The organism is Legionella pneumophila subsp. pneumophila str. Philadelphia 1, assembly GCF_000008485.1.
Taxonomy (GTDB): domain Bacteria; phylum Pseudomonadota; class Gammaproteobacteria; order Legionellales; family Legionellaceae; genus Legionella; species Legionella pneumophila.
Map to the genome: position 1 here is coordinate 3121902 of NC_002942.5, position 26072 is coordinate 3147973.

Genomic DNA, 26072 nt, shown 5'->3' on the forward strand with positions numbered 1-26072 from the left:
TTCTATAAGTCACGCTTAATTTCGACTGTCTCAAAAACCTCGATTAAATCCCCAGGCTTCACATCGTTGTAGTTTTTTACGCCGATACCGCATTCAAAGCCTTGTCTTACTTCTAATACGTCATCTTTAAATCGCCTTAATGACTCTAAAGTACCTTCATAAATCACTACATTTGAACGCAATACACGTATTGGATTATTACGTTTGACAACGCCTTCAATGACCATGCATCCAGCAATAGCACCAATTTTCGGCGACTTGAATACGTCTCGAACTTCAGCAATACCAACAATTTCTTCTTTAAATTGTGGCGCAAGCATGCCTGTCAAAGCACCCTTGATCTGGTCGACTATATCATAAATAACACTATAGTAATGAATCGATACAGATTCTTGTTCAGCAAGACGCTTTGCTGTGCCATCCGCTCTTACATTAAATCCGATTAAAATGGCATTGGAAGCGATAGCCAAATGGACATCAGACTCTGTTATTCCACCTACACCACTAGATATCACATCAACCTTGACTTCATCTGTTGATAATTTTGTCAATGCATCAGAAATTGCTTCCAGTGATCCTTGAACGTCCGCTTTCAAGACAATGTTCAAGACTTTGGATTCGGTAGCCGTCATATTTTCCATAATACCTTCTATTGTGGTTTTTTGACGTCTGGCCAATTTCACATCACGGAATCTACCCTGCCTAAACAAAGCAACTTCTCTGGCCTTTTTCTCATCGGGGACAACGACCGCTTCATCTCCTGCATGAGGAATAGCCGATAACCCAAGTACTTCGACTGGAATGGATGGGCCAGCGCTATCAACCAAATCTCCATTATCGCTAACCAAAGCACGCACACGCCCATACTGAAAGCCAGCAAGTAAAATATCGCCTTTATGCAAGGTTCCGCTTTGAACTAAAACCGTTGCAACGGGACCTCGCCCTTTATCCAGACGTGATTCAATGACAACTCCTTTTGCAGCGCCATCAGTCACTGCTTTTAACTCTAATACTTCTGATTGCAATAAAATTGCATCCAGCAAATCATCTATACCCATACCCGATTTGGCCGAAATATTAACAAACATGGTATCTCCACCCCATGCCTCAGGAATAACTTCCTGAACGGATAGTTCATTCATAACTCGCTCAGGATCAGCGTCCGGTTTATCCATTTTATTAATTGCAACAATAATTGGTACCTTAGCGGCCTTGGCATGCTGTATCGCTTCAATTGTCTGGGGCTTAACTCCATCATCAGCTGCCACGATCAGAATGACTATATCAGTTGCTTGGGCACCACGAGCTCTCATCGCGGTAAATGCGGCATGTCCAGGCGTATCTAAAAAAGTAATGTTACCTTTTGGCGTACTGACATGGTAAGCACCTATGTGTTGCGTAATGCCTCCTGCTTCACCTGCTGCAACCTTGGTTCGACGAATGTAATCCAGTAAGGAGGTTTTACCATGGTCAACATGTCCCATAATCGTAACAACCGGGGCTCTTCCTTCTGTTTTTGTGCCTTTGGAAATTGCTTCGCCTAAACCGGTTTCAACAGCATCCTCTTTGATAATTATCGGTTTATGTCCCATTTCCTCTACAACGATTACAGACGTTTCTTGATCAATGACCTGATTAATTGTTGCCATCGCTCCTAAAGACATCATAACTTTAATCACTTCAGCGGCTTTTACTGACATCCGTTTTGCCAGTTCGGCAACTGTAATTGTCTCTGGTATCAATACTTCTCTGACTATTGGAGCAGTAGGTAACGCAAAACCATGCGTTAATGTTTCTTCAGCTTCTCTGTATTTATCCGATTTTTCAGTTCCTTTTTTCTTTTTAAATTTACTTCGACCACCACGACGATGAAGTTCTTGTTCCTCTTCATCATGTTCAAAAGTATGATATTTAGGCTTTTTCTTACCCTTTTTAAATTCAGAAATATCAGAATCAGTTTGCTCCAGATGTTTCTTTTTACTTACTTTCTCTGGTTTAACTTCTTCCTTCTTGGAAACAGGGATGGTCTCCTCGACAACATCCACAAGATTCTCTATTACATCAGTGTTTGCATGGGTTAACTCATCCTGACTCTCTGCTGTGTTTTCCTCTGAATTGATTTTTTCTTCTTCTTTTACTGTTTCATCGAGCTCTGCTACAGGTTCAATAACCGGATGCTCCTCGGTCTCTTTCAATTCGGGAGTTTCTGCAGACACTTCACTAACCACAGTGATTTCTTCATGGACGGGTTCTTCAACAACAGGCGGAACTACGGGCTCTTCTACCTCTGCTTGTTCGGGAATTGCACTTCTCTTGATGAAAGTTTTTTTCTTTCTAACCTCAATATTAACTGTTTTGCCACTATGCATATCATGCCCAACAGTGACTTGAGACATGCTTTTACGTCTTAAAGTTATTCTTTCAGGCGCAGCACTAATATCACGATTAGAGCTACCTTTTAAATGATTAAGCAAGATCCTCTTTTGTTCTTCATTCACAGTCTGTTGATCATCAGTAAAAGATAACCCTGCTTCCTGTAACTGGTTCAATAAGCGCTCAACCGGGATACCAACGACTTGAGCTAATTGTTTAACCGTCACATCCGCCATATTTAATCCCCTCTCAGCAACTTTTTATAAAGCTGAATATATTTAAAATGCATCTAGCATCGTATTGTTCAATTTCGATAACCATAGTTTATTGAAACCATGGTTCTCTTGCTTTCATAATTAAAGCACCTGCTTTTTCTTCACTAATGCCTTCTATTTCCATTAATTCATCTACAGATTGCTCTGCAAGATCTTCCATTGTTGTAATTCCTTTACTTGCTAATTTATTTGCCAAATCCTCTGTCATGCCTTCCATATTGATAAGGGAATCATCTGGAGTACCAGATAATCCTTTGCCTGATGACAGTGCCATCTCCAATAACTTGTCATTTGCTCTGTTTCTTAATTCTTCAACTATCTCTTCATCAAATTCTTCAATAGCCAGCAGCTCCTCCTTCGGAACATAAGCCACTTCTTCGAGAGAAGAAAACCCATGAGCTACCAATAATGTCGCTATTTCCTCATCGATTTCTAGCGCGCTGGTAAACAGATTAACTATTTTACTTGATTCCTCTTGATTCTTGCTTTCAAACTCTTCTGTTGTCATGACATTCAATGTCCAACCAGTTAATTGGCTAGCCAAACGAACATTTTGTCCGTTTCGACCAATTGCCTGCGATAATTGTTCTTTCGCAACAGCTAAATCCATAGTATGGGTATCTTCATCTACAACGATAGATGTAATATCAGCTGGAGCCATCGCATTTATGACTAATTGGGCAGGGTTATCATCCCATAGAATGATATCAACTCGCTCACCGCCTAATTCGCTGGAAACCGCTTGTACCCTTGCTCCACGCATACCAACGCAAGCGCCGATGGGGTCAATACGCCCATCATTGGTTTTAACAGCAATTTTGGCTCTATTTCCCGGATCGCGCGCTGCAGCTTTGATATCTATTATATTTTCACCAATTTCCGGAACTTCAATACGGAATAATTCAATGAGCATTTCATTTCGAGTTCTGCTTACGAACAATTGTGGTCCTCTCGCCTGCGGCGTGATTTCGTACAGATATGCTCGAACTCTGTCATTGGGACGAAACATTTCATGAGGCAACATTTCAGAGCGTGGCAAGAAAGCCTCTGCTTTACCACCTAAATCAATAATTATATTGTCACGAGTTACTTTTTTAACAGTTCCATAGATTAGCTGTCCAAGTTTGCTACGGAATTGGTCTATGATCAATTCGCGTTCCGCTTCCCTGACTTTTTGCATAATAACTTGTCGCGCTGTTTGCGCTTCAATTCTTCCAAATTCTATGGAAGGAATAATTTCTTCAATTCGGTCACCAACAGCAGCCGAGGGCTTTCGCTCCTTTGCTTGTTCCAAGGACAGTTGGCGGTCCGGAAACTCTAATTCTTCTTCATTCACTACATCCCAGTATCTAAAGGTTTCATAGTCACCGGTTTTAGAATCTATTTTGATACGTACACCTATATCTAAACCAAGAATCTTTCGAGTTGCAGATTCCAGTGCAGCCTGAATGGCAAGTATAATGACGTCTTTACTAACGCCTCTTTCGTTTGATAATGCCTCAGCAACTAATAACAATTCTTTGCTCATTGTTCGCCTCTCTAGACTGTCAAATTTGCTTTCACAATATTTGATAAAAGTATTTCTTGATGTTCATTATTAATATCCAATACTATTGTATCTTCTGATGCTGAAACAATAATACCTGATAATTTTCGCTTCCCATTGACTGGCTTAAAAGTTTTTACATGAATTTCATAACCAAGGTAACGCTGATATTGCCAGATACTAAACAAAGGCCGGGGTATCCCAGGAGATGATATTTCCAAACTATAATGCCCTGGAATAGGGTCTTCAACATCAAGCATTGCACTGACTTGCTTACTCACTTCCTGACAGTCATCGATTCCTATTCCATCTGGCTTGTCTATATAAATTCTTAATAACGAGTGTTTCCCTTGGGAAAGATATTCACAGCCCCAAAGTTCATAACCCATATTTTTGATTATAGGCTCTAATAGCACTATCAAGTCATCATTTATCATAGTATGTATAAACAAAAAAAGGGCGCACTCGCCCAAGCCTGGTAACTGACTTAGATTTAGACAGTATCCTAGTCAACATAATAAAAAACCCCAAAAATGGGGTTTTATAAAATTGGTAGCGGGGGCAGGATTTGAACCTACGACCTTCGGGTTATGAGCCCGACGAGCTACCAGGCTGCTCCACCCCGCGTCAACTGAGGGCAAGTATACTGATACTTGGGTCCCTAAGCAAGTACTTTTGTTAAAGTTTATTAATTAATTTGCAAATGCATTAATACAGGCTGCAATTAAAGCGCCTGGGAAAATACCTAAATATAGTAAGGAGAGACAATTAAGTGAATAAACTATGGTATTGCCTGTACCAATTCTTACTATCTCTTCATTTTCAGGTTGATCAAAATACATGATTTTAACAATTCGCAAATAATAATAGGCACCTATAACCGTAAATAGCAAACCTACAACAGCTAACCAAGTCATATGAACATCTACTAATGCCTTCAATACCAATAATTTTGTAAAGAAGCCAACCGTTGGTGGCACGCCAGCCATTGAGAACATGACTAATAGCATCATAAACGCCAGCCACGGGTTTCTTTTATTCAAGCCTTTTAAGTCATCAATACTATCAATTTCCATTCCATGATTTGACATCAATACAATTAAACCAAAAGCAGCCGCTGACATTACAGCATAGACTAAAATATAATACAGTGCTGCGGCATAACCAGCAGAGCTGGCGGCTAAAACTCCAAATAAGGCATATCCTATATGAGAAATTGCAGAATAAGCTAACAAGCGTTTGATTCTGGTTTGAATCACTGCTAACAAATTACCTATGCCGGTAGAAAGGAGAGCCATTACTAAAATAATTTGCTGCCATTGCATGGTGATGTCGACTAAGCCAATAGTTAAAAATCGCAGTGCCATCCCCAGTGCAGCAATCTTGGGTGCTGTACTAATAAAAAGTGTTACAGAGCTTGGTGCCCCTTGATATACGTCTGGAGCCCACATATGGAAAGGGACAGCAGCCAGTTTAAATCCTACACCGGCAAGTATAAATACCATTGCAAACGCAAAAAGAGTATTTTGTTGCTGCCAATTGACTGCCACTGCATTAGCAACATCTAACAAATCAAGTTTTCCTGTTGCACCATACACCAGGGATATTCCATACAACAGCATACCAGAAGCAATAGCACCCATAACAAAATATTTCATTGCCGCTTCGGATGCATCACTATCAGTTCGGCGGATGGCGGTCATTGCATAGAGCGGCAATGACATTAACTCCAAACCTAGATAAAGAGACAACAGCGAGTGTGCTGAAACAAGAATCATCATACCTAGTGTTGAAAACAGCCCCAGAACATAGTAATCACCTGTAGGCATTTGCCGTTCATCCAGATAGTTTTGGGAATAGACAAAACTTAATAAAACCGTGATATCAATAAACAGTTTCATTAAATGACTTATATCATCACTTATAAATAATTTGTTGAATATAAGTAACTTGTAGCTTCCTATAAATACAAAGCTTACTGCTGCAGAAACTATAATTCCTACACAAGATATGTAAAATGCAATTGATTTTAATTTATGACGAAAGAACAAATCAGAAAGCAACGCCAAACACGCGGTTATTAAAATAATCATTTCTGGTATTGCTACATGGATATTTTCTAGTAATGTCATCATATTTAACCTTGCTAAGGAACTTGATTGCAATGTAAGCCTATCGCAGTTCTTTGTTAGAGTTTAGATTTATCAGCCAGTGCCAAAGTATGACTTACAGTTTGATGCACAAACTCTAACATGGGTTTGGGATACACTCCTAGAGCAATGACCATTATTGCAAGCAATACATAAGCACTTAATTCAAAACCTGATATATCTTTTAAGGCAGCAACCTTTTTATTAGCTACAGGACCAAAAATAACTCTTTTGTACATCCATAGCGTATATGCTGCTCCAATAATCAATGTAGTTGCAGCCCAAAATGCAACCCAAAAACCAGCCTTTATACTACCTAATATCACCATAAACTCACCAACAAATCCGGATGTTCCTGGCAAGCCGGCATTCGCCATAGCAAAAAGCATAAAAAAAGAAGCAAATATAGGCATAGTATTTACTATTCCGCCAAAATCCGCGAGCTGCCTTGTATGCATACGATCATATATAAAACCTACACCTGCAAACATTGCACTTGAGACAAAGGCATGCGATATCATAACGACAATTGCGCCCTCAAGGATTAAACCGGCGTTGCTTAGTCCCCCATGACGAGCAATTGCAAATATAGCGAAACAGCCTAGAGTTACAAAACCCATATGTGAAATTGAAGAATATGCAATCAATTTTTTCATATCCTTCTGAATAATTGCAATGAGTCCTATATAAACCACTGCGATCAAAGATAAGGCAACCATCAGAGGAGCATATTTGCTGCAAGCGTCCGGGACTATTGGTAAAGAAAAACGGATAAATCCATAAGCACCCAGTTTTAGCAAAATTGCTGCTAAAACGACAGAACCACCAGCGGGAGCTTCAGTATGCGCATCTGGCAACCAGGTATGGACTGGAAACATCGGTATTTTTATTGCAAAACCTAAGAAAAATGCAATAAAAATCAATGTTTGTGCAGTCATGCCTAATTTGATAGCATAAAAGGTTTCAATCTTAAATGAACCTGCAATGTAGCCCATGTACAGGAAACTGGCCAGCATGAGAACTGACCCTAAAAAAGTATATAGGAAAAATTTTATTGCTGCATAAACTCTGTTATCAGAACCCCAAATACCTATAATCAGATACATTGGAATCAAAGTTGCTTCCCAGAAAATATAAAATACTATGGCATCCATAGCAGAAAATATACCGACCAGAAGGCCTTGCATAATTAAAAAGGCTGATAAATATTGGGAAACTTTTTTACTAATGCTATCCCATGTAGCCAAAATCACTATCAAATTAGTAAAAATGGATAAAACAATTAATAGTAAAGATAACCCATCAATACCAAGAGTATAATTAATACCCAGTGCCGGCATCCAGGGGATTTCCTCTATAAATTGCATGCCAAAAGATTGCAGATCAAATCCTTTAACTAAAGGTATGCAGAGCACTAAACAGAGAAGTATGGTGAATAATGTTAAATAACGCGATACATTTGGATTTTTATCATCCCCAGTCAGCAAAACAAAAACGCCACCCAATATAGGTAACCAAATTAATAAATTGAGCAAATAATGCATACCTTCACCTTATCTTCAGTCCAGGATTAACCAGCATAAAAAGGCCAGCAATCCAAACACCATTACTGTCGCATAATGATAGATGTACCCACTTTGTATCTTTCGCCCTTTCCCAGAGAACCAGCGAACCAGGCGTCCACTACCATTGACAACTGCACCATCAATTAGTTTTTGATCACCAATCTTGTAAAAAGCAATGCCTAATCCTCTAGCTCCTTTCACAAAGAACAACTCGTTAAAGCGATCAAACCCGTATTTATTGAGTAAAATAGAATAGATAATTGAAAAATACCTAGCTAAATAACCAGGAATAGATGGGACAGCGATATAACAAATCCAGGCAATAACTGCTCCGAGTACTGTAATCCAAAATGGCAAAGAATAAATCGCGTGAACAGCACTTGCAAATGGCGAACTTACTTCATGAGCAAGTTCAGCTAAAACATTATGCTCAGGTAAAACAAAAATTGATGAGCCTAAGAGGCTTGGTGTATCAAATAGAATAGGCATGTAAAGCACATAGCCTAAAATTATTGATGGGATAGCGAGCAATACTAATGGTAACCATACTACCCATGGAGATTCATGAAGATGACTTAATGTATGTTCATCCATACGTGGCTTACCATGAAATGTCATGAATAAGGATCTGAAAGTATATAATGCTGTAACCATAGCGCCTGCTGTTACACAAAAATAAGCATAACTGCTGCCGGGTATCTGGGAAAGCTGCGCTGCTTCAATAATGGTATCTTTTGAATAAAAACCAGCAAAAGGAGGAAATGCACACAATGCCAAACTGCCTATGACATAGGTTACATAGGTAATCGGCATTTTATTCCATAACCCACCCATTTTCCGCATATCTTGTTCATGATGCATGCCAATAATGACTGAACCAGCACCAAGGAACAATAGCGCTTTAAAGCAAGCATGCGTCAATAAATGAAACATACCGGCACTATAGGCTGAGGCACCCATTGCCACCATCATATAGCCTAGTTGTGATAAAGTAGAGTATGCTACCACGCGCTTTATATCGTTCATAACCAAAGCCAGTATTCCTGTAAACAATGCTCCTGTAGCACCAATTACTAATACTGTGCTAAGCGCAGCTGTAGACAATTCAATTAAAGGTGAGATGCGAGCAATCATGAAAACACCCGCTGTCACCATTGTCGCCGCATGGATTAGCGCTGAAATAGGGGTTGGACCCTCCATTGACTCAGGTAACCAAACGTGAAGTGGCACCTGTGCTGATTTGCCCATGGCGCCAACAAAAAGCAGCAGGCAAATAACTGTAATCAGGGACCAGGAGTAGCCGCTAAATAACTCTATGTTCTGGCTTGCTAAATAATTTGCGCTGGTAAATACTTTTTCATAATCAAGGCTTCCAGAATAAGCAAAAATTAAACCTATTCCTAATACAAATCCAAAATCTCCTACACGGTTTACAAGAAATGCTTTCAGGCTGCCTTCTATTGCAGATTCCTTTTGATACCAAAATCCGATTAATAAATAAGAAACAAGCCCAACCCCTTCCCAGCCAAAAAATAATTGCAGAAAGTTGTTTGCGCTAACTAACATGAGCATCATGAATGTAAATAAAGAGATATAACTAAAAAATCGCTGATAACCATCATCATCTGCCATGTACCCAATACTGTAGACATGGACTAACAAAGAAACAAAATTAACTATAACCAGCATCACAACGCTTAGAGGGTCTATTAAAAAACCAATATTAAATTCGTAGGGAATTAACGCCCCCCCGCTAGCCCAGTGGTAAACAAGACTATTAGTGTTTGGGATTGAACCAGAAAACAGGCCCCACGCAAGAAAAATTGAACAGGCTAAGGAAATAGCTACGCCTAAAATAGTTACAGTATGAGCTCCGACTCGTCCAATCTGGTTTCTAAAAAATCCTGCTATTGCAGAACCAACAAGGGGAGTCAAAACGATTACTAAGCAGACTTGTTGAATACTCACGATTTTAACCTTTTAAATGATTCATTTTATCAACGTCAATATTGCCTCTATTTCTATAGAGCAACATGACTATGGCCAAACCTATTGCTGCTTCCGCTGCAGCTACAGTTAAAATGAAAAAGACAAATACCTGTCCACCTACTTCATTGTAGTAATGAGAAAATGCAATAAAATTGGTATTCACGGCCAAGAGCATCAACTCAACACAAACAAGTAATAAGATGATATTTTTACGATTGAGCATAATACCAACGAGACTCAAGCCGAACAAAATCACTCCTAATACTAAATAATCATAAACAGGTATCATAAAGAATTCCCCAATAGCTATTTCTCTGACTTCATACTGATCAACTTCACTCGTTCTGCCCTTCGAGTCATAATTTGCTGAGTGATATCTTGTCGTTTTGACCTGATAGCCCCCCTATGCACCAAAGTAATTGCAGACACAATAGCCACTAGTAAAATGACGGCAGCTATTTCAAAGGCAAGAATATAATCTGTATAAAGGACCATTCCTAACTTTTCTGTGTTCGATGTAGCCTTTTCAGGTGTAACCAGCCCATCTTCGGTAGATAAATCCATTAATTGTGAGTTAACACTCAAAGGCTTTTCTTGAGTTTGCACACTGTTCTTAAATAAATCTTTAGGGATAGCTACCATTAATAACCCAGTCAATAAGGCAACTATTATTAATCCAAATGGTAGATATTTAATTAAATGACTTTTCATGCTTTCAATGTCAATGTTTAACATCATGACGACAAACAGAAATAAAGTCATGACAGCGCCAACATATACCAGGATAAGGATTAATGCTAAAAATTCAGCTTCAGCTAAAACCCATAAAACCGCACTGGTAAAAAAAGTGAGCACTAAAAACAAAACACAACGAACTGGATTGTTTTGGCTTATTACCATTACTGCCGACAGTACGGTCAATAATGCAAAGACATAAAAAATTGCTTGGATTACCCATTCATGCATAAATCACCCCATCAACGGTATTTTTCATCAGCAGCTCTGTCTGCTGCGAGTTGTGATTCCATCAAATCGCCTACTGCTAAAAGCTTCTCTTTTGTCATAATATTTTGACCACGTTCGCTGATATGGTAGTGATGAATTGGAGTGACAACGATCGAATCAACAGGGCAAGATTCTTCACATAATCCACAATTAATGCATTTAAACATATCAATATCATACCGAGTAGTACGGCGTGATCCATCGTCTCTTTGCTCTGATTCAATAGTAATAGCTAATGCAGGGCAAACGGCTTCACACAATTTACATGCAATGCAGCGCTCCTCACCATTGGGATAACGACGTAATGCCAAAAGCCCCCTGAATCTTGGAGAAAGTGGCGTTTGTTCTTCAGGAAACTGAACTGTTATTTTTTTCCTGAAAAAATACTTTACTGTTAACCATAAACCGGCTAATAGCTCTAACAGTAAGTAGGTACGAACATAGTGAATTATATAATGATATACTTTTTTCATCGGCTTCTCTTCTAACCGTCAAAACCATGGCTTGACATGAGCAACCACCATAAGGGCGGTTACTATTAACCAAACTATAGTAACAGGGATAAGTACCTTCCAGCCTAAACGCATAAGCTGGTCATAACGATATCGGGGGAAAGTAGCCCTTACCCACAAATACACAAAAAGGAAGAAACTAATTTTCAGAAGCAACCAAACAAATCCGGGTACTATAAAAAAGATTTGATCCAGGAACGTAATGCCTTCAAAAGGTGACAGCCATCCGCCCATGAATAAAATAGCCAAAACTGTTGAAATCAAAATCATACTGGCGTATTCAGAGAGAAAGAATAAAGCGAATCCAATGCCAGAATATTCTACATGGAAGCCAGCAACAATTTCTGATTCACCTTCTGCCAAGTCAAAAGGAGCTCTGTTAGTTTCTGCAATACCGGAGATCCAGAAAACCAAGAATAGGGGGAGCAAGGGAATAAACCACCAATGCAGCATTCCACCTTTTTGAGAATTAACAATATCAGTCAAGTTCATGCTTCCAGCGGCCAAGAGCACACCAACAAGAGCAAATCCCATAGCAATTTCGTAAGAGACTGTTTGGGCAGTACTACGCAGTGCGCCAAACATGGCATATTTGGAATTCGATGCCCATCCTGCAATAAGAACACCATATACGCCCAACGAACTCATGGCAAATAAGTATAAGACCCCTGCGTTAATATTTGCCAGGACAATACCTTCCTGAAAAGGGATTACCGCCCAACCGACTAAGGAGGGGACTAAAGCAAAAAGTGGAGCAATAACAAAAAGGTATTTATTTGATCGAGTGGGAACTATGATTTCTTTAGTTATTAATTTCAATAAATCAGCAAATGGCTGTAGCAAGCCCTTTAAACCAACCCTGTTCGGGCCGATACGCACTTGAATATAGCCAATCACTTTACGCTCCGCATAGGTTAGGTAGGCCACGGAAATCAGTAAAGGGACAACTATCACAAGAATTTTAATAATAATCCAAATTAGTATGCCAATAGTATGAAGCATTTTTATACCTTTCTAGCGCTTTATTGTTATTGCAGCAAACGAGTGACCAAGGTCAACTGTTTCTGGCATTGCATTTGCCACCCACACAACATCAACCGCAATGCGCTCATCACGTTTTAGCGGCAATGTTATCTCAATATCTCCTTGAGATACAGTAGCAATTTCTTCTAATTTCAATCTATCTGCCGTTGATGGATGAATTCTTATACAGGCAGATTCAGATGCGGCACATAATTGTAACTCTTTTGCATTTCTAGTAATAGCATCTATTCGATAAAGAGGCCACTCTCCAACTCTTACCAGTGATTGATTAATGACAGGCAATGATTCAGGATAGTAAGGTTCGTATTCGTGCTCCATTGTCATCGATACTGCTTCTTTGACTTCCTCCAAGATGTCCTCTGTTGAGGTATAATCAAATTTTTTGCAGTGCAATAAATTACCCAAAACACGAAGCACCTTCCAGGCTGGCCGTGATTCGCCAAATGGCAGCATGGCTCCTTTTACTGTTTGCCAGGTATTATCAATGTTTATGTATGTTCCAGATGTTTCAGCATAAGGAGCGATCGGTAGAATAACATCTGCATAATCATGCATGGATTCATGCTCATAGGCTGATAAGAGTACAACAAACTCTGCAGCTAACATTGATTGCCTTGCCCCGGCTGGATTTGCAAAATCATAGCCTGGTTCAACACCCATGAGTAAATAACCTTTTAACTTGGAATTTAACGCTTCTTGTACATTGAAACCTGGCTCTGCAATTGATTTCCCAGCAACTGTTCTATGCGGCAGCATACCTGCAATGCATGCGCCCGCGCTGTTTGCTCCAGTCGTTAATCTGACTAATTTGGCTCCACTAAGTTTTTGAACAATAGCCACCAAAGTACGCAATAAGGAAGCTTCTGGATGATTTTCAACTATTGCTCCGGTTATCAAACAGGCTTTCTCTTCTTTTAATGATTGTGCTATTTGTTTGGTTTGTTTATCTACTTCCAAACCTATTAACAGTTTTTGAACTTCTTCTGGAAGCGATGCCAATTCGGTTGTAAGCGCTAAGGCTAATTTAGCTAATTGCATCGGCATTTCCAAAGGAGAAATAATGACTCGTCCGGATAAATCAAAATGATAATCAAAATCTACTGGATTAAGGGCATAAATTTTTGCGCCATTGCGAAAAGCTTTTCTTACCCTTGTTCCTGCCAACGGCACTTCTCTATGAATATTGCATCCTATTAACAGAATTGAATGCTGATGATCTATCTCTGCGTAAGGCAAAGTGCTTACTGGCGTAGTAGGTAAAAATGCCTGATCTCTAAAATCAATTTGTTGTAACCGGTGATCTAGATTTTGAACACCTAGCTCTCTCATTAATTTTTGCAGTAAATACATTTCTTCCAGGGTAGAAGAACTGGACGCAAAAGCGGCCATTTGCTCTGGGCCATGTTGTTTGATAACTCGGCTTATCCCTTCTGCGGCAAACTTAAGTGCGGTTTCCCAATCAACCGCTTCCCATTGGCCATTTTTTTTGATTTGTGGTTTGCTCGCCCTTGAAACCGCATTTAACCCCAAATAGCTAAATCTGTCTCTGTCTGAAAGCCAGGTTTCGTTGATAGATTCGTTTTCCCTGGGAACTACACGCATTAATTTATTATTTCTTGTATGAATATGAACATTTGACCCCAAGCAATCATGAGGCGCAACACTATCATGCTGAGTCAATTCCCATGCACGGGCTTTAAACCGATAAGGCTTCGAAGTTAAGGCGCCAACAGGGCACAAGTCTATGATATTCCCTGAAACTTCCGATGTCATACTGTGTTCTACATAAGTACCAATCTGCGTCTTTTCGCCACGGCCGGTAGCTCCCAGCTCTCTTACCCCTGCAATTTCCTCGCCGAAGCGCACGCAGCGTGTACAATGGATGCAACGTGTCATTTCAGTAGATATTAGTGTTCCTAAATTCTCATCGTCTACCGCACGCTTGGTTTCTGTGTACTCTGATTTATCAGCGCCAAACCCCATAGAAATATCTTGAAGCTCACACTCTCCACCCTGATCACAGATAGGGCAATCCAAAGGATGATTTATCAAGAGAAATTCCATTACTACCTTTTGGGAGTGTATAGCCTGCTCTGACTTTGTAAATACTTTCATCCCATTAGTTATAGGTGTAGCACAAGCAGGAACCGGTTTCCTCCCATTTTCCACTTCGACCAAACACATGCGACAATTAGCTGCCACAGATAATTTTTTATGATAGCAAAAACGTGGAATATAGATGCCAGCCTCATCAGCAACCTCTATAATCATTTTACCGTTTTCTGCTTCAAATGTTTTACCGTCGATTTCAATAGTAGCCATGGTCTAACCTTCTTAATTATGCTGCGACGATCGAGCGTTTATGCTTTATGAAATATTCAAATTCATCATAGAAATGTTTAACAAAACTCTGTACTGGCCAAGCTGCTGCCTCGCCTAATGCACAAATGGTTCTTCCCTCTATGTTATTCGCCACATTCACTAATTTCTCCACGTCTCCCGGCTCGCCATGACCGTTTATAATTCTGTGTAATAACCTGACTAACCAACCTGTGCCTTCCCGACAAGGTGTGCATTGTCCACAGGATTCATCCATGTAGAACTCAGAAATACGATACAAAGCATCCACCATGCAGGTGGTTTCATCCATGATAATGACTGCGCCTGAACCCAAGCCTGAGCCGGCTTTCTGTATACTGTCATAATCCATATCCAGCCCCAGCATGACGTCGCCTGGGAGCACTGGCATAGAGGAACCACCAGGAATCACGGCTTTGATTTTTCGGCCTTTAATCACGCCGCCAGCCAGATCAAGTAGCGTTTTGAATGGCGTGCCCAAGGGAATTTCATAGTTACCAGGTTTGTTAACATGGCCGCTAACACTAAAGCATTTGGCACCGCCATTGTTCGGTTTACCTAATTTTAAAAACCATTCTCCACCTTTTTCCATAATAACCGGAACAGACGCAAATGTTTCCGTGTTATTTATGGTTGTCGGTTTACCATACAAGCCATAATTTGCCGGGAATGGTGGTTTAAAACGAGGCATTCCCTTTTTTCCTTCAATTGAGTTAAGCAATGCAGTTTCTTCACCGCAAATGTAAGCACCAGCGCCTAAATGATTATATAAATCAAAATCAAAGCCGGAGCCTAATATATTTTTACCTAGCAAGCCAGCATCGTATGCTTCTTTTATTGCAGCCTCAGTACGCTCAAAAGGTAGCCAGAATTCTCCTCTTATGTAGTTGTAACCAACCGTGGCGCCCATAACATACCCAGCTATGGCCATTCCTTCGATTAATTGGTGAGGATTTAAAGTAAGAATCTCTCTGTCCTTACAAGTACCCGGTTCACCTTCATCAGAATTACATACTACGTATTTTTGAACAGGGGAGTTTCTATTCATAAAACTCCATTTTAAACCGGTTGGGAATCCAGCCCCTCCTCGTCCGCGCAAGGCAGAAGTTTTCAACTCTTCAATTATTAATTGAGGTGATGTTTGCTCTTTTAAAATTTTTCGCCATGCGCTATAGCCACCAATACTTTCATAAGTTGATAGCGACCAGGACTCTGGTAAATGAAATGTTCGGTAACAAACTTGATTTAGTTCAACCATGGCAAACACCTTTATTTTCTATTGGTACTGTTCCAATACTTTATCTATAGATTCAGCAGTCAAATTTTCGTGATAATCTTTATCAACTTGCATCATTGGCGCATTCACACAAGCACCCAAGCATTCAACTGATCTTAAAGTAAATCGACCATCTTCTGTTGTTCCACCTAGATTAACACCCAATTTTTTTTCTAAATGTTCAACAACGCCAGCAGAATCCCTCAGCATGCAAGAAATATTGGTACAAACATTAATTAAATGTCGCCCCACTGGCTTGTGTTCATACATTGTATAAAAACTTGCTACTTCATAAACTGCGATGGGCGGCATATCAAGATATTCAGCTACTGCATTCATTAATTCCGTTGTTAAATGACCATGTTCTTCTTGTACTATTCGAAGAGCACTCATGACCGCGGATTGTTTTTGATCTTTGGGATATTTTGATATCCAATGATCAATATCGAGCATACGGTTTGCCGGCATCAATTGACTTAATATTTTTGCTGAATTAGCAGACATTTCGAAACCTTTATATCGTTTATTATCTCTTAATACACTTTAAGCAAGCATGTCGTTAAATTAACGATCAATTTCTCCAAACACTATATCTTGACTTGCCAATATAGCCACTCCATCAGCTAGCATGTGACCTCTAACCATATCATCAAAGCTTGATAAATGAGCAAAGCCTGGAGCTCTTATTTTCAGACGGTAAGGTTTATTAGCTCCATCTGACACCATATAGATCCCAAACTCGCCCTTTGGCGCTTCAACAGATGAATAAACTTCACCTCGCGGTAAACAAAAGCCTTCGGTAAATAATTTAAAGTGATGAATTAATGCTTCCATGTCATGTTTCATTACTACACGGCGTGGAGGCGACACTTTATAATCATCGACTTTTACTGGACCAGGATGCTTGCGCAACCATTCAATACATTGCCTTATAATTCGATTGGATTGTCTCAATTCCTCGACTCTTACCAAATATCGATCATAACAATCCCCTGTCTTGCCAACAGGAATATCAAATTCAACCCTGTCGTAAGCAGCATAGCTTTGTTTCTTGCGTAAATCCCAGGCAATACCGGAGCCTCTTAACATTGGTCCGGTAAACCCCCATTGCAGCGCATTTTCAGGTGAAACGACACCAATATCTACAGTACGTTGCTTCCATATACGATTATCGGTCAACAATGTTTCGTATTCATCCACACAGTGGGGAAATCGTTCAGTAAAGTCCCAAAGAAAATCCAAAAGACTGCCCTGACGATTGTGATTCTTTTTTTCAATCTCTCTTTCGCTATGCCATCTTGACGGTTTGTATTGAGGCATAGTATCTGGCAAGTCTCTTGCTACCCCTCCTGGCCTATAGTAGGTAGCATGCATACGTGCTCCTGAAACTGCCTCGTAGCAATCAAACAAATCTTCTCTCTCTCTGAAACAATAAAGAAACACTGTCATTGCACCAATATCCAATGCAGTAGCTCCTAACCACAAGAGATGGTTCAGAATTCGAGTCACCTCATCAAACATAGTTCGTATATACTTGGCTCGCAAAGGCGGTTCTATACCCAATAATTTCTCAATCGCCATGACATAAGCATGCTCATTGCACATCATTGAGACGTAATCTAATCTGTCCATGTAACCAATGCTTTGAATGTAAGGCTTGGTCTCAGCCAATTTTTCCGTTGCACGATGAAGCAATCCAATATGTGGATCAGCACGAACGATAGTTTCACCCTCTAACTCAAGAACCAATCTTAAAACACCATGTGCAGCAGGATGTTGTGGGCCAAAATTCAAGGTATAATTTTTAAGTTCAATCATTTTTGCTACCTTCATTACCTATGTAGCGGTTATCGTTACGAATAACCTTTGGAACTACAATTCTTGGCACAATGTCTACAGGGGCATATATTACCTTTTGCAGTTTTGCATCATATCTCATTTCTACCTCTCCACTGAGTGGAAAATCCTTGCGGAAAGGGTGGCCTATAAAACCATAATCCGTCAGTAGCCGTCTTAAATCAGGATGGCCATCGAATAAAATTCCATATAAATCATAAGCTTCCCGCTCAAACCAGTTAGCAGACTTCCATAAATGATGTACTGATGGAACAATTAAATGGGATTCTTCTACAAATAATTTGACTCGTAAACGATGATTTTTTTTGGTTGATAATAAATGATAGACTACGGCGAATCGTGGTTTATTTACAGCATAAGCCTTGGCTTCCTGACGCTCGACACCTCGTGAAAATCCATGTTCTGTCGCAGACTCTGTTTCCCAATCATAATCACCATAATGCAAATAATCTACGCCACAGAGATCAATTAACTGATCGAAAGAAAATTCCTCTCTGTCTCTCAACTCAATCATAACAGGCAATAAATTTTGCACCTCACACTCAATAGTTACCTCACCATATGCGGAGGTTAACTCGGTAATATGATTTGCTAAATCAGCTTGTAGCTTTTCAATCAAATACTCATTTTTTGTCATCTAATCTGCACCCTTAATGAGCTTATGCCTCTAAAACAGGTTTTCGCCTGATTTTATTCTGTAGTTGAATAATGCCATATAACAACGCTTCTGCTGTTGGTGGACAGCCAGGAACATAGACATCGACTGGCACAATACGATCGCAGCCACGAACCACTGAATAGGAATAATGATAATATCCCCCACCATTGGCACAAGACCCCATCGAAATAACCCAGCGTGGTTCTGGCATCTGATCATAAACTTTTCTGAGTGCCGGGGCCATTTTGTTACATAAAGTCCCTGCTACAATCATGACATCTGACTGGCGTGGACTGGGGCGGAAAATAATACCAAACCTGTCCAAATCATAGCGTGCTGCTCCCACGTGCATCATTTCCACGGCACAGCAAGCTAAGCCAAATGTCATTGGCCACATGGAGCCACTGCGTGCCCAACCAACCAATTTTTCGACCGTAGTTAACTCAAAACCTTTTTTTTCTAGTTCTGCAACCGCCATAGTTCGCCTCTAAGCAGTTAAATAATTAATAATCCAGTTTTTTACATAACCATTATTACAATGGCTTAAAATATAATCTCAGCTATCGTTTTGGCAAAGGATGACCAAGTTTTAAAAACCAACCTAAAAATCCATCAGGTTCATCTAAAAGCAAAAAGCTCTGTAATGATTTGCCAAGCGTCCTTTGCTTCCCATAGTAATGGCTAAAATGAAAGATTAAATCAAATATTTTAAAAGAATGAAAGAACCTTATTCCCACTCTAGGGCGCCTCTTTTCCATTCATAAATAAAACCTATAACCAACAGTCCAAGAAATAACATCATAGCATAAAAGCCAAACCATCCTATTTTACGTAATGCCAAGGCCCAAGGAAAAAAGAATGCTGTTTCCAGATCAAAAATAATAAATAAAATAGCCACCAGATAAAACCGTACATCAAACGGGATATGGGAGCTTTCAAAGGCGCCAAAACCACACTCATAGGGGGAGTTTTTAGCGCTATCCGGACTATGCTTGGAAAGCAAAGAACCAGCGCCTATCATTACTGCACCTAAAATCAAGGCAACAATTATAAAAACGAGAACGGGTAGATATTGAGATAGCATCAGTTCACCTTGCTCGATTTAAAATGGTGCCGAAGGCCGGACTCGAACCGGCACGGCTTGCGCCACCGCCCCCTCAAGACGGCGTGTCTACCAATTTCACCACTTCGGCTTATTTTTATTTTTGTTATCCTGAGTTCATCACAAAAGACAACAGCCCTAAAGACACTACATCTTTTTAGTTACTTCTTATTATTTTTTTCAACTGGCACTGGGACTGAACTGACTGGAGCACCGGTTTGTTGAGGAATAGCTAACTGTCCTGCCTTTTGGTTCTGCGTAGAAACCATATAAGACAGCATCAAACTGGTAATAAAAAAAGTTATTGCCAGACCACCAGTTAACTTGAACAAGAAGCCACCAGTACCTTGACTTCCAAATAACGTGTTTGATGCGCCAGAACCAAAAGCAGCACCTATATCAGCACCCTTGCCATGTTGGATAAGAACCAAGCCTATTAAAATTACAGCAATTAAGACATGAATCATTAATATCAATTGATACATTTCACAATTTCCACAAATTGTTTTGCATTCAACGATGCTCCACCCACTAACCCTCCATCAATATCTGGCATGGAAAATAAGGCTTTTGCATTATTTTCATTAACACTGCCACCATATATGAGCGTCAAATGTTTCGCATCGCTATCATTTATTTCTCCAACCAGATCTCTAATAAACTGGTGTATTTTTTGTGCCTGTTCAGGTGTAGCAGTTTTTCCTGTCCCAATTGCCCATACAGGCTCATAAGCCACTACGCAATCACGAAAACAATCTTTCCCTTTTGCACTCACTGCGAGCACCTGTTGAGCAATAACCTGCTCTGTTTTTCCATTCTCTCTTTCAGAAAGAGTTTCACCAACACAAAGAACAGGTATCATACCATGATCTTTGACATGGTGGAATTTTTGCGCCACAAAATTTTCATCTTCATGAAAAAATTGCCTGCGCTCCGAGTGTCCTACCAGAACATATCGGCAATCAAAATCTTTAAGCATGGGAGCTGACAGTTCACCTGTGTAGGCACCATAATCTTTCGGATAAACATTTTGCGCACCTACTACAATCTTCCCCGTCCTTAAGCAGTCTCTTACCTTGGGTATATAAATGCTGGGAGGCATTACAGCAACCTGTGCTGCGCAATCAAAGCCAATTAATTCCTCAATTTGCGAAACCAATTCAGTCACCTGTTGAATCTGGCCATTCATTTTCCAGTTACCAGCAACTATCTTTTGCCTCACACTCCCTCCAATAATTTCTAGTATAGGCGGACAAAATCCTTTCTATTATTTCCAGCCTATCAGTAAACAACTGATAGTGTGCAGCTGTGCAATATACCGAAACTTCACTCAGATGTGTAGCTTTATCTATGTTTTTTTTCAGAATTAATTATTCATTTTTTTTGCAAAAAATACATTTTTCTACTTGCTTAGTGGTTTGATTTCGATAGAATCCTACTATGATTTAACCAGGAGGGTTTTATAATGAACGAAATCATACTGCACTTAATGAATGAAATCTCTACCTTGACTCCACCAATTAACCCCTTAAATTTAAAGCAAATATTTAGTTCAACCCTACTGCCGGAAGGAAAAGCTCCTGTTGAAGTTGAATCCCAGTTAAATCTTTTATTGTTAATTAAAAAATATGTTGATGAATATTCCAGTTTAGCTGAAGAACAAGAAGAGTATAAAAGAAAAAAACACAAACTAGATGAGGTCATGAAAAAAGGAGAAGAACTGCAAAGAAAAATTTCTGATTTGGCTAAAAAAATTGAGCACGCAAAAAATGAATTAAATCCTTTATACAAAGAAATCGAGCCTAAAGCGAACGAAGTCCTGTCCAAACAAAATCCATTAGCGCCTCCTTATAAATTCCCTGAATACGGAGAGGTTCAAAAATCAATCGTGGTTGGGCACTACAGTTATCTCTTCAAAACCAGTAAGGAAATAGAAACTACACGTGCCAAATTAAAGCTGGTTTTGCTGAAAAATAAATGGAATGCCTTAATGGCAGATTTGTCTCAGTTCGGCATTCAACCCCCTGTGGAAGAAGATGCTGTTGATAGTTTACAAAAATTTATAGCTGCAGTTGAATTGGAAATTAAAAAATTAACTCGCGCTTGTGAAAAATGGGATGAATTGCAAAAGCGATTCGCCAAACAATTATCTGCAACTGATATTAATAAAAAAGAGACTGAGCTAGAAAAACAAATTGAACTATTGCTTAAAGACCTGGGTCGTATTGAAACCGTAGTAACTAACCACTCCCTGGCACCCGATTTAAAAGCAGAGTTAACCAGGAAATTTCAAGAAAGTGAAGACACTCAAGGATTGATACAGGAATACCAAAACCAGATTGATGGATTATTATCTAATTTTAACCCATCTTCCTGGCTTTCATGGTATTCGGATTCTAATTATTCTGATAATCAGCAAAAACTTAAGAATTCAGTTAGCTTCCTGCAATTATTAGCTCAACAAAAAGAGCTAAAAATCAAACATCATGAACTTGTGAAACAGCAAGAACTGTTGATTAAAGCGATACCAGAAACTCCTTCAAATGAAGAGGATATATCTATTTATAAAAAATTAGTTCCTGATGCCATTGACCTGATAAATGAAATACCAATAGAAAGTATACCAAATTTTGTTTTACCAAGTGGCCTTTCTTATGACTCTTCGCCGGCCGATTTTTATTTGGTACTTCTCATTCTCATGCCAAAAGTTTCGGAAAAGAAGGAACAATTTTCACAAGCGTTGGAAAAACTTCAAGAAATGCCTGCTCTGGGCAAACAAATACAACAACTAAGAAGTGGATACGATTTACCTATAACTATGGATGTACAACTTCCAAGTTTGCAAGAAGCTGAAGAAAGTAAAGATTCATTGAATGAAGAGGATCCACTTAAAGAAGAGTTAAAAAGCCAGATTAAACTATGCCAATCTTATCTTGAAACAGCCAAGCAAATTGATTTGCTTATGAAAGATCATGGACAAACAACCAATGAAGCAAAAGCACTTATTGAGCAATTACGTTTAATTTCAAATCAACCACTAAAGAACGAAGACATAAACTCTATTAAAGAAGATTTATCTACTCTTGCCAATCAAATCCAATCCCTTGTGTCTGAATTAAATCAATTACCTTTGCCTAATCTGTCCGGTGAAAAAATTGATCCTCCATTGGAAAAACAGGAAATAGCAGTAGATAAAACAATCCCTCTTACTGTGGAATTGATGCACCCTGCCCAAGTAATTCAGATAGGCAATGATTCTCCCATAGAAAAACAGCAGCTAGACAATGAGGAAGAAACGCCGGTTGTTCTGGAATCATTACGCCCCCGTCCAGTCATTCATAAGGAATCTGAATCTATCACCCAAAAACTGCAAGTAGACAATGGACAAGAAATGCCGGTTGTTCTGGATTCAACATGCACTCCTCAAGCCATTCATAAGGAACTTGAATCTACCACTGAAAAACTGCAAGTAGACAATGGACACGAAATACCGGTTGTTCTCGAGTCAACACGCTCTCCTCAAATCATTCATACTGAGTCTGAATCTGTTGGTAAAAAACAGCATGTAGAAGTAGAGCAAGAGATACCAGTCACACTGGAATTAATACGACCCTCTTCTATGGTTGAAAAGGATTCCGTGGCTACTGTAGAAAAACAGCAAGTAACTGAGAGACAGGAAACACCAATCGTCCTTGAATCAACACGACTCTCTCCTATGGTTCAGAAAGACACTGGGCTTTCTGGCGAAAAGCAACATAAAGAGATAGAACAAGAAATATCTGTCGTTACGGAATTAACACCCCACACCCAAGTGGTTCGGCAAGGCTCTGAGTCCAGTTTAGAACAACAAGTACCCAACGGACAAGAAACACTGGCTGTTGTCAAATCAAGCCCATCGGAACCATTGAGACCATCAACCCCTGAAGTTCCAGCTATATCCAGGAAACCAAATGGCTTGTCATTATTTAATGGTCACGATGAATTATCAGAAGATAATATTTTAGCCTTTTTTGATGAGGCTGGTAATCAAATTAGCATCTCATCTGAAGAAGATTCTGAGACGTTTACCGTAGACAGGGGAAAAGTAATTTCCTCAGGGATTGATAAAGCATTTAAAGAAAAGCCTGTTTCTACAGGCCATGAGTTAGATAAATTATCAAATCCTCAACACCAGGAATCTGCCCCTAGCATCTCCCCTTTACCACCATCTTCTATCCTGCTTAAGCAAAAATTAGATTCATTTCATGTACAAAACATGGAATATATAAAGCAACATTCAGAAGAAATACAGCTATGGTATAAAGGTTTATATGATGCAGCGCAAAGTTCTTGTGTAAATGAGGCATTGGGTCTTAAAGCACTTCATCTTTTAAAAGACATCTTGTTTGAATTAAAAAATCAAAATGATTTATCTGTATTACTAGCTTACAAGCGCATGTGCCCAAACCCATTGCAAGATATACAAAATATTCTCCGCTTAAAACCTGCTCTGCCTATAGTTGATGAATCGATTGATGAAGAACAGCAATTAAAGAATTGGCCTGAAGAATTGCAAAAATTTCATCAGCAATATGTAAAATTGAAAAAGGAACATCCATTGGAAGCTGAATTATTTATTCAGGCAATCCATTCACTTATTTCAATTAAACATTTGATGGAACTCCCTGATGCAAAAACTTCAAACCGAGAAGCCATGCCTCTCATTACTCAAGATCCCCGATATGAACCTTTAAAACGGCATAGAGGATTTATAAGAGCATGGGAATATATTGAAGATTTTTTCCGAATGTTAATAGGTAAGTTAACAGGGCAAGATGAATATGAGTATTCAAAAAGGCCTTGTTTTTTCAAAACAAGATCTCACCGATTACTTGAAGAGGTTGACACAATACTCCACTCCATGGCTCCAACAAGTAGTTAATACCTTATACTGTGAAACAGAGGGGCTTTTGAAAAAGCCCCTGCATTAGAACTTAAAAAGACAGATGCTCAAGTGGACGGTAGGCTCTCAGTCATTTTTTTATCGATCTGACTGATGTCATCACATAACATTTGTGCTTGTTGCTTGACTATCGATGCATTAGCACCTTCCACCATAACTCTCAGTAAAGGCTCAGTGCCAGAAGGTCTGAGTAACACTCTACCCTCTCCATTAAGATGTTTTTCCAAATTTTTAACCGCCTGAATTACATCAGGATTAGAGGCTAACAAGGCAGCATTATTCGTTTTTAAATTCACTAAAGTTTGAGGTAACAATTGAATACCTGCAGTTAACTCATGCAGTGCTTTATTTTGCTTCACCATGATTGAAAGAACTTGCAGTGCTGCTACAATTCCATCACCTGTTGTTGTTTTATCCAAACAAACAATATGTCCAGAAGTTTCACCTCCAATCTTCCAATCTTTCTCTCTTAGCGTTTCAAGAACATACCTGTCACCTACTTTTGAGCGTTGAAAAGGAACCCCCAATGAGGTAATTGCTAATTCAAGACCATAATTACTCATCAACGTGCCTACGACCCCTCCATGCAGTACTCCTCGTTGGTGTCTGTCCTTGGCAATGATATAAATAATTTGATCGCCATCTACGAGATTTCCCAGTGAATCCACTAAAATAACTCGATCCCCGTCTCCATCCAAACCAATACCAATATCAGCCCCAACAGCAATCACCTTTTCTCTTAATAATTCAGGCGCTGTCGAACCACATTCTTGATTGATATTAAAACCATCTGGTTTAATTCCTATAGGAACTACATCAGCACCCAATTCAGAGAATACATTTGGGGCGATATGATAGGTTGCCCCGTTGGCGCAATCCACAACTATTTTCAAATTGGATAGTCGAGATAGGGAAGGAATCGTAGATTTACAAAACTCTATGTAACGACCCGCTGCATCATTAATACGTGTTGCTTTACCCAGCTTGGCTGAAGGTACAGTTTGCAACTGTTTTTCTAATTGGGCTTCAATTGCAAGCTCTACACTATCCGGAAGTTTTCCTCCATCAGCAGAAAAAAATTTAATGCCATTGTCTTCAAATAAATTATGAGAAGCGCTAATCACGATGCCTGCATTAGCCCTCAATGTTTGTGTTAGATAGGCTATTCCAGGAGTAGGCATTGGTCCTAATAATGCCACATCAACTCCAGCTGCGGACAAACCTGCTTCCAAAGCCGACTCCAACATATAGCCAGACACTCTGGTGTCCTTACCAATCACTACCTTTTTCCTCGCTCCGTTCGCAAGAACGCAGCCTACTGCCCAGCCTAATTTTAAAACAAATTCAGGGTTAATATTTGATAATCCAACGTGACCCCGTATTCCATCCGTACCAAAATATTTACGTTGACTCATCCTTA

At 39.5% G+C, this 26072-nt stretch carries 21 protein-coding genes and 2 tRNA genes; 1 reads left to right on the plus strand and 22 read right to left on the minus strand.

Going from position 1 to position 26072, the window contains the following annotated elements; all coding sequences use genetic code 11:
* Window positions 1-2: 2 nt before the first annotated feature.
* From infB to tpiA, 21 genes are all read right to left on the minus strand, one after another.
* Window positions 3-2609, minus strand: a complete 2607-nt coding sequence (gene infB / locus LPG_RS13985) for a translation initiation factor IF-2 (protein WP_010948462.1) — start codon at window positions 2607-2609, stop codon at window positions 3-5.
* Between the two features lie 88 nt (window positions 2610-2697).
* Complete coding sequence (gene nusA, locus LPG_RS13990) at window positions 2698-4176, minus strand: transcription termination factor NusA (protein ID WP_010948463.1); 1479 nt, start codon at window positions 4174-4176, stop codon at window positions 2698-2700.
* Between the two features lie 11 nt (window positions 4177-4187).
* Window positions 4188-4631 carry a ribosome maturation factor RimP gene (gene rimP / locus LPG_RS13995; RefSeq protein ID WP_010948464.1) on the minus strand — a complete coding sequence of 148 codons (444 nt, stop codon included), beginning with the start codon at window positions 4629-4631 and terminating at the stop codon, window positions 4188-4190.
* 113 nt (window positions 4632-4744) lie between these two features.
* Window positions 4745-4821 (minus strand) — tRNA-Met (locus tag LPG_RS14000).
* 65 nt (window positions 4822-4886) lie between these two features.
* Complete coding sequence (nuoN, locus tag LPG_RS14005) at window positions 4887-6329, minus strand: NADH-quinone oxidoreductase subunit NuoN (protein WP_015443945.1); 1443 nt, start codon at window positions 6327-6329, stop codon at window positions 4887-4889.
* Window positions 6330-6382: 53 nt separating this feature from the next.
* Entirely contained in the window at window positions 6383-7888 is a 1506-nt protein-coding gene (locus LPG_RS14010; RefSeq protein ID WP_010948466.1) for a complex I subunit 4 family protein, read from the minus strand.
* 15 nt (window positions 7889-7903) lie between these two features.
* Entirely contained in the window at window positions 7904-9877 is a 1974-nt protein-coding gene (gene nuoL, locus LPG_RS14015; protein ID WP_010948467.1) for an NADH-quinone oxidoreductase subunit L, read from the minus strand.
* A 4-nt stretch (window positions 9878-9881) separates the two neighbouring features.
* Window positions 9882-10187 carry an NADH-quinone oxidoreductase subunit NuoK gene (gene nuoK / locus LPG_RS14020; protein WP_010948468.1) on the minus strand — a complete coding sequence of 102 codons (306 nt, stop codon included), beginning with the start codon at window positions 10185-10187 and terminating at the stop codon, window positions 9882-9884.
* A gap of 17 nt (window positions 10188-10204) precedes the next feature.
* Window positions 10205-10864 carry an NADH-quinone oxidoreductase subunit J gene (locus LPG_RS14025; RefSeq protein WP_010948469.1) on the minus strand — a complete coding sequence of 220 codons (660 nt, stop codon included), beginning with the start codon at window positions 10862-10864 and terminating at the stop codon, window positions 10205-10207.
* Window positions 10865-10875: 11 nt separating this feature from the next.
* A complete protein-coding gene (nuoI, locus tag LPG_RS14030; RefSeq protein ID WP_010948470.1) occupies window positions 10876-11376 on the minus strand; it encodes an NADH-quinone oxidoreductase subunit NuoI in 501 nt (166 codons plus the stop codon).
* A gap of 18 nt (window positions 11377-11394) precedes the next feature.
* Complete coding sequence (gene nuoH / locus LPG_RS14035; RefSeq protein WP_010948471.1) at window positions 11395-12417, minus strand: NADH-quinone oxidoreductase subunit NuoH; 1023 nt, start codon at window positions 12415-12417, stop codon at window positions 11395-11397.
* Window positions 12418-12429: 12 nt separating this feature from the next.
* Window positions 12430-14781, minus strand: a complete 2352-nt coding sequence (nuoG, locus tag LPG_RS14040; RefSeq protein ID WP_010948472.1) for an NADH-quinone oxidoreductase subunit NuoG — start codon at window positions 14779-14781, stop codon at window positions 12430-12432.
* Between the two features lie 16 nt (window positions 14782-14797).
* Window positions 14798-16075 carry an NADH-quinone oxidoreductase subunit NuoF gene (gene nuoF, locus LPG_RS14045; RefSeq protein ID WP_015443944.1) on the minus strand — a complete coding sequence of 426 codons (1278 nt, stop codon included), beginning with the start codon at window positions 16073-16075 and terminating at the stop codon, window positions 14798-14800.
* 18 nt (window positions 16076-16093) lie between these two features.
* Entirely contained in the window at window positions 16094-16597 is a 504-nt protein-coding gene (nuoE, locus tag LPG_RS14050) for an NADH-quinone oxidoreductase subunit NuoE (RefSeq protein WP_010948474.1), read from the minus strand.
* A gap of 60 nt (window positions 16598-16657) precedes the next feature.
* Window positions 16658-17911, minus strand: a complete 1254-nt coding sequence (locus LPG_RS14055) for an NADH-quinone oxidoreductase subunit D (RefSeq protein WP_011216631.1) — start codon at window positions 17909-17911, stop codon at window positions 16658-16660.
* Window positions 17904-18587 (minus strand): NADH-quinone oxidoreductase subunit C, encoded by a 684-nt coding sequence (locus LPG_RS14060; RefSeq protein WP_010948476.1) that lies wholly within the window; start codon window positions 18585-18587, stop codon window positions 17904-17906. Before LPG_RS14060 ends, LPG_RS14055 begins: the two co-directional genes overlap by 8 nt.
* Before the next feature lie 22 nt (window positions 18588-18609).
* On the minus strand, window positions 18610-19086 hold the full coding sequence (locus LPG_RS14065) for a NuoB/complex I 20 kDa subunit family protein (RefSeq protein WP_010948477.1): 477 nt from the start codon (window positions 19084-19086) through the stop codon (window positions 18610-18612).
* Window positions 19087-19335: 249 nt separating this feature from the next.
* The gene (locus LPG_RS14070; protein ID WP_010948478.1) at window positions 19336-19692 is read right to left on the minus strand and encodes an NADH-quinone oxidoreductase subunit A; all 357 of its coding nucleotides are present in this window, start codon (window positions 19690-19692) and stop codon (window positions 19336-19338) included.
* 24 nt (window positions 19693-19716) lie between these two features.
* Window positions 19717-19801: transfer RNA gene (locus LPG_RS14075), tRNA-Leu, on the minus strand.
* A gap of 70 nt (window positions 19802-19871) precedes the next feature.
* The gene (gene secG, locus LPG_RS14080) at window positions 19872-20195 is read right to left on the minus strand and encodes a preprotein translocase subunit SecG (RefSeq protein ID WP_015443942.1); all 324 of its coding nucleotides are present in this window, start codon (window positions 20193-20195) and stop codon (window positions 19872-19874) included.
* Window positions 20183-20932 carry a triose-phosphate isomerase gene (gene tpiA, locus LPG_RS14085; RefSeq protein ID WP_010948480.1) on the minus strand — a complete coding sequence of 250 codons (750 nt, stop codon included), beginning with the start codon at window positions 20930-20932 and terminating at the stop codon, window positions 20183-20185. The genes secG and tpiA overlap by 13 nt, the downstream gene beginning before the upstream one ends.
* A 243-nt stretch (window positions 20933-21175) precedes the next feature.
* Between tpiA and lepA the strand changes: the two genes are divergently transcribed.
* A complete protein-coding gene (gene lepA, locus LPG_RS14090; protein ID WP_010948481.1) occupies window positions 21176-24631 on the plus strand; it encodes a Dot/Icm type IV secretion system effector LepA in 3456 nt (1151 codons plus the stop codon).
* Window positions 24632-24699: 68 nt separating this feature from the next.
* On the opposite strand, the gene glmM is transcribed toward lepA, so the two are convergent.
* Window positions 24700-26067: a phosphoglucosamine mutase gene (glmM, locus tag LPG_RS14095; RefSeq protein WP_010948482.1), complete on the minus strand. Its 1368-nt coding sequence runs from the start codon at window positions 26065-26067 to the stop codon at window positions 24700-24702.
* Window positions 26068-26072 lie beyond the last annotated feature (5 nt).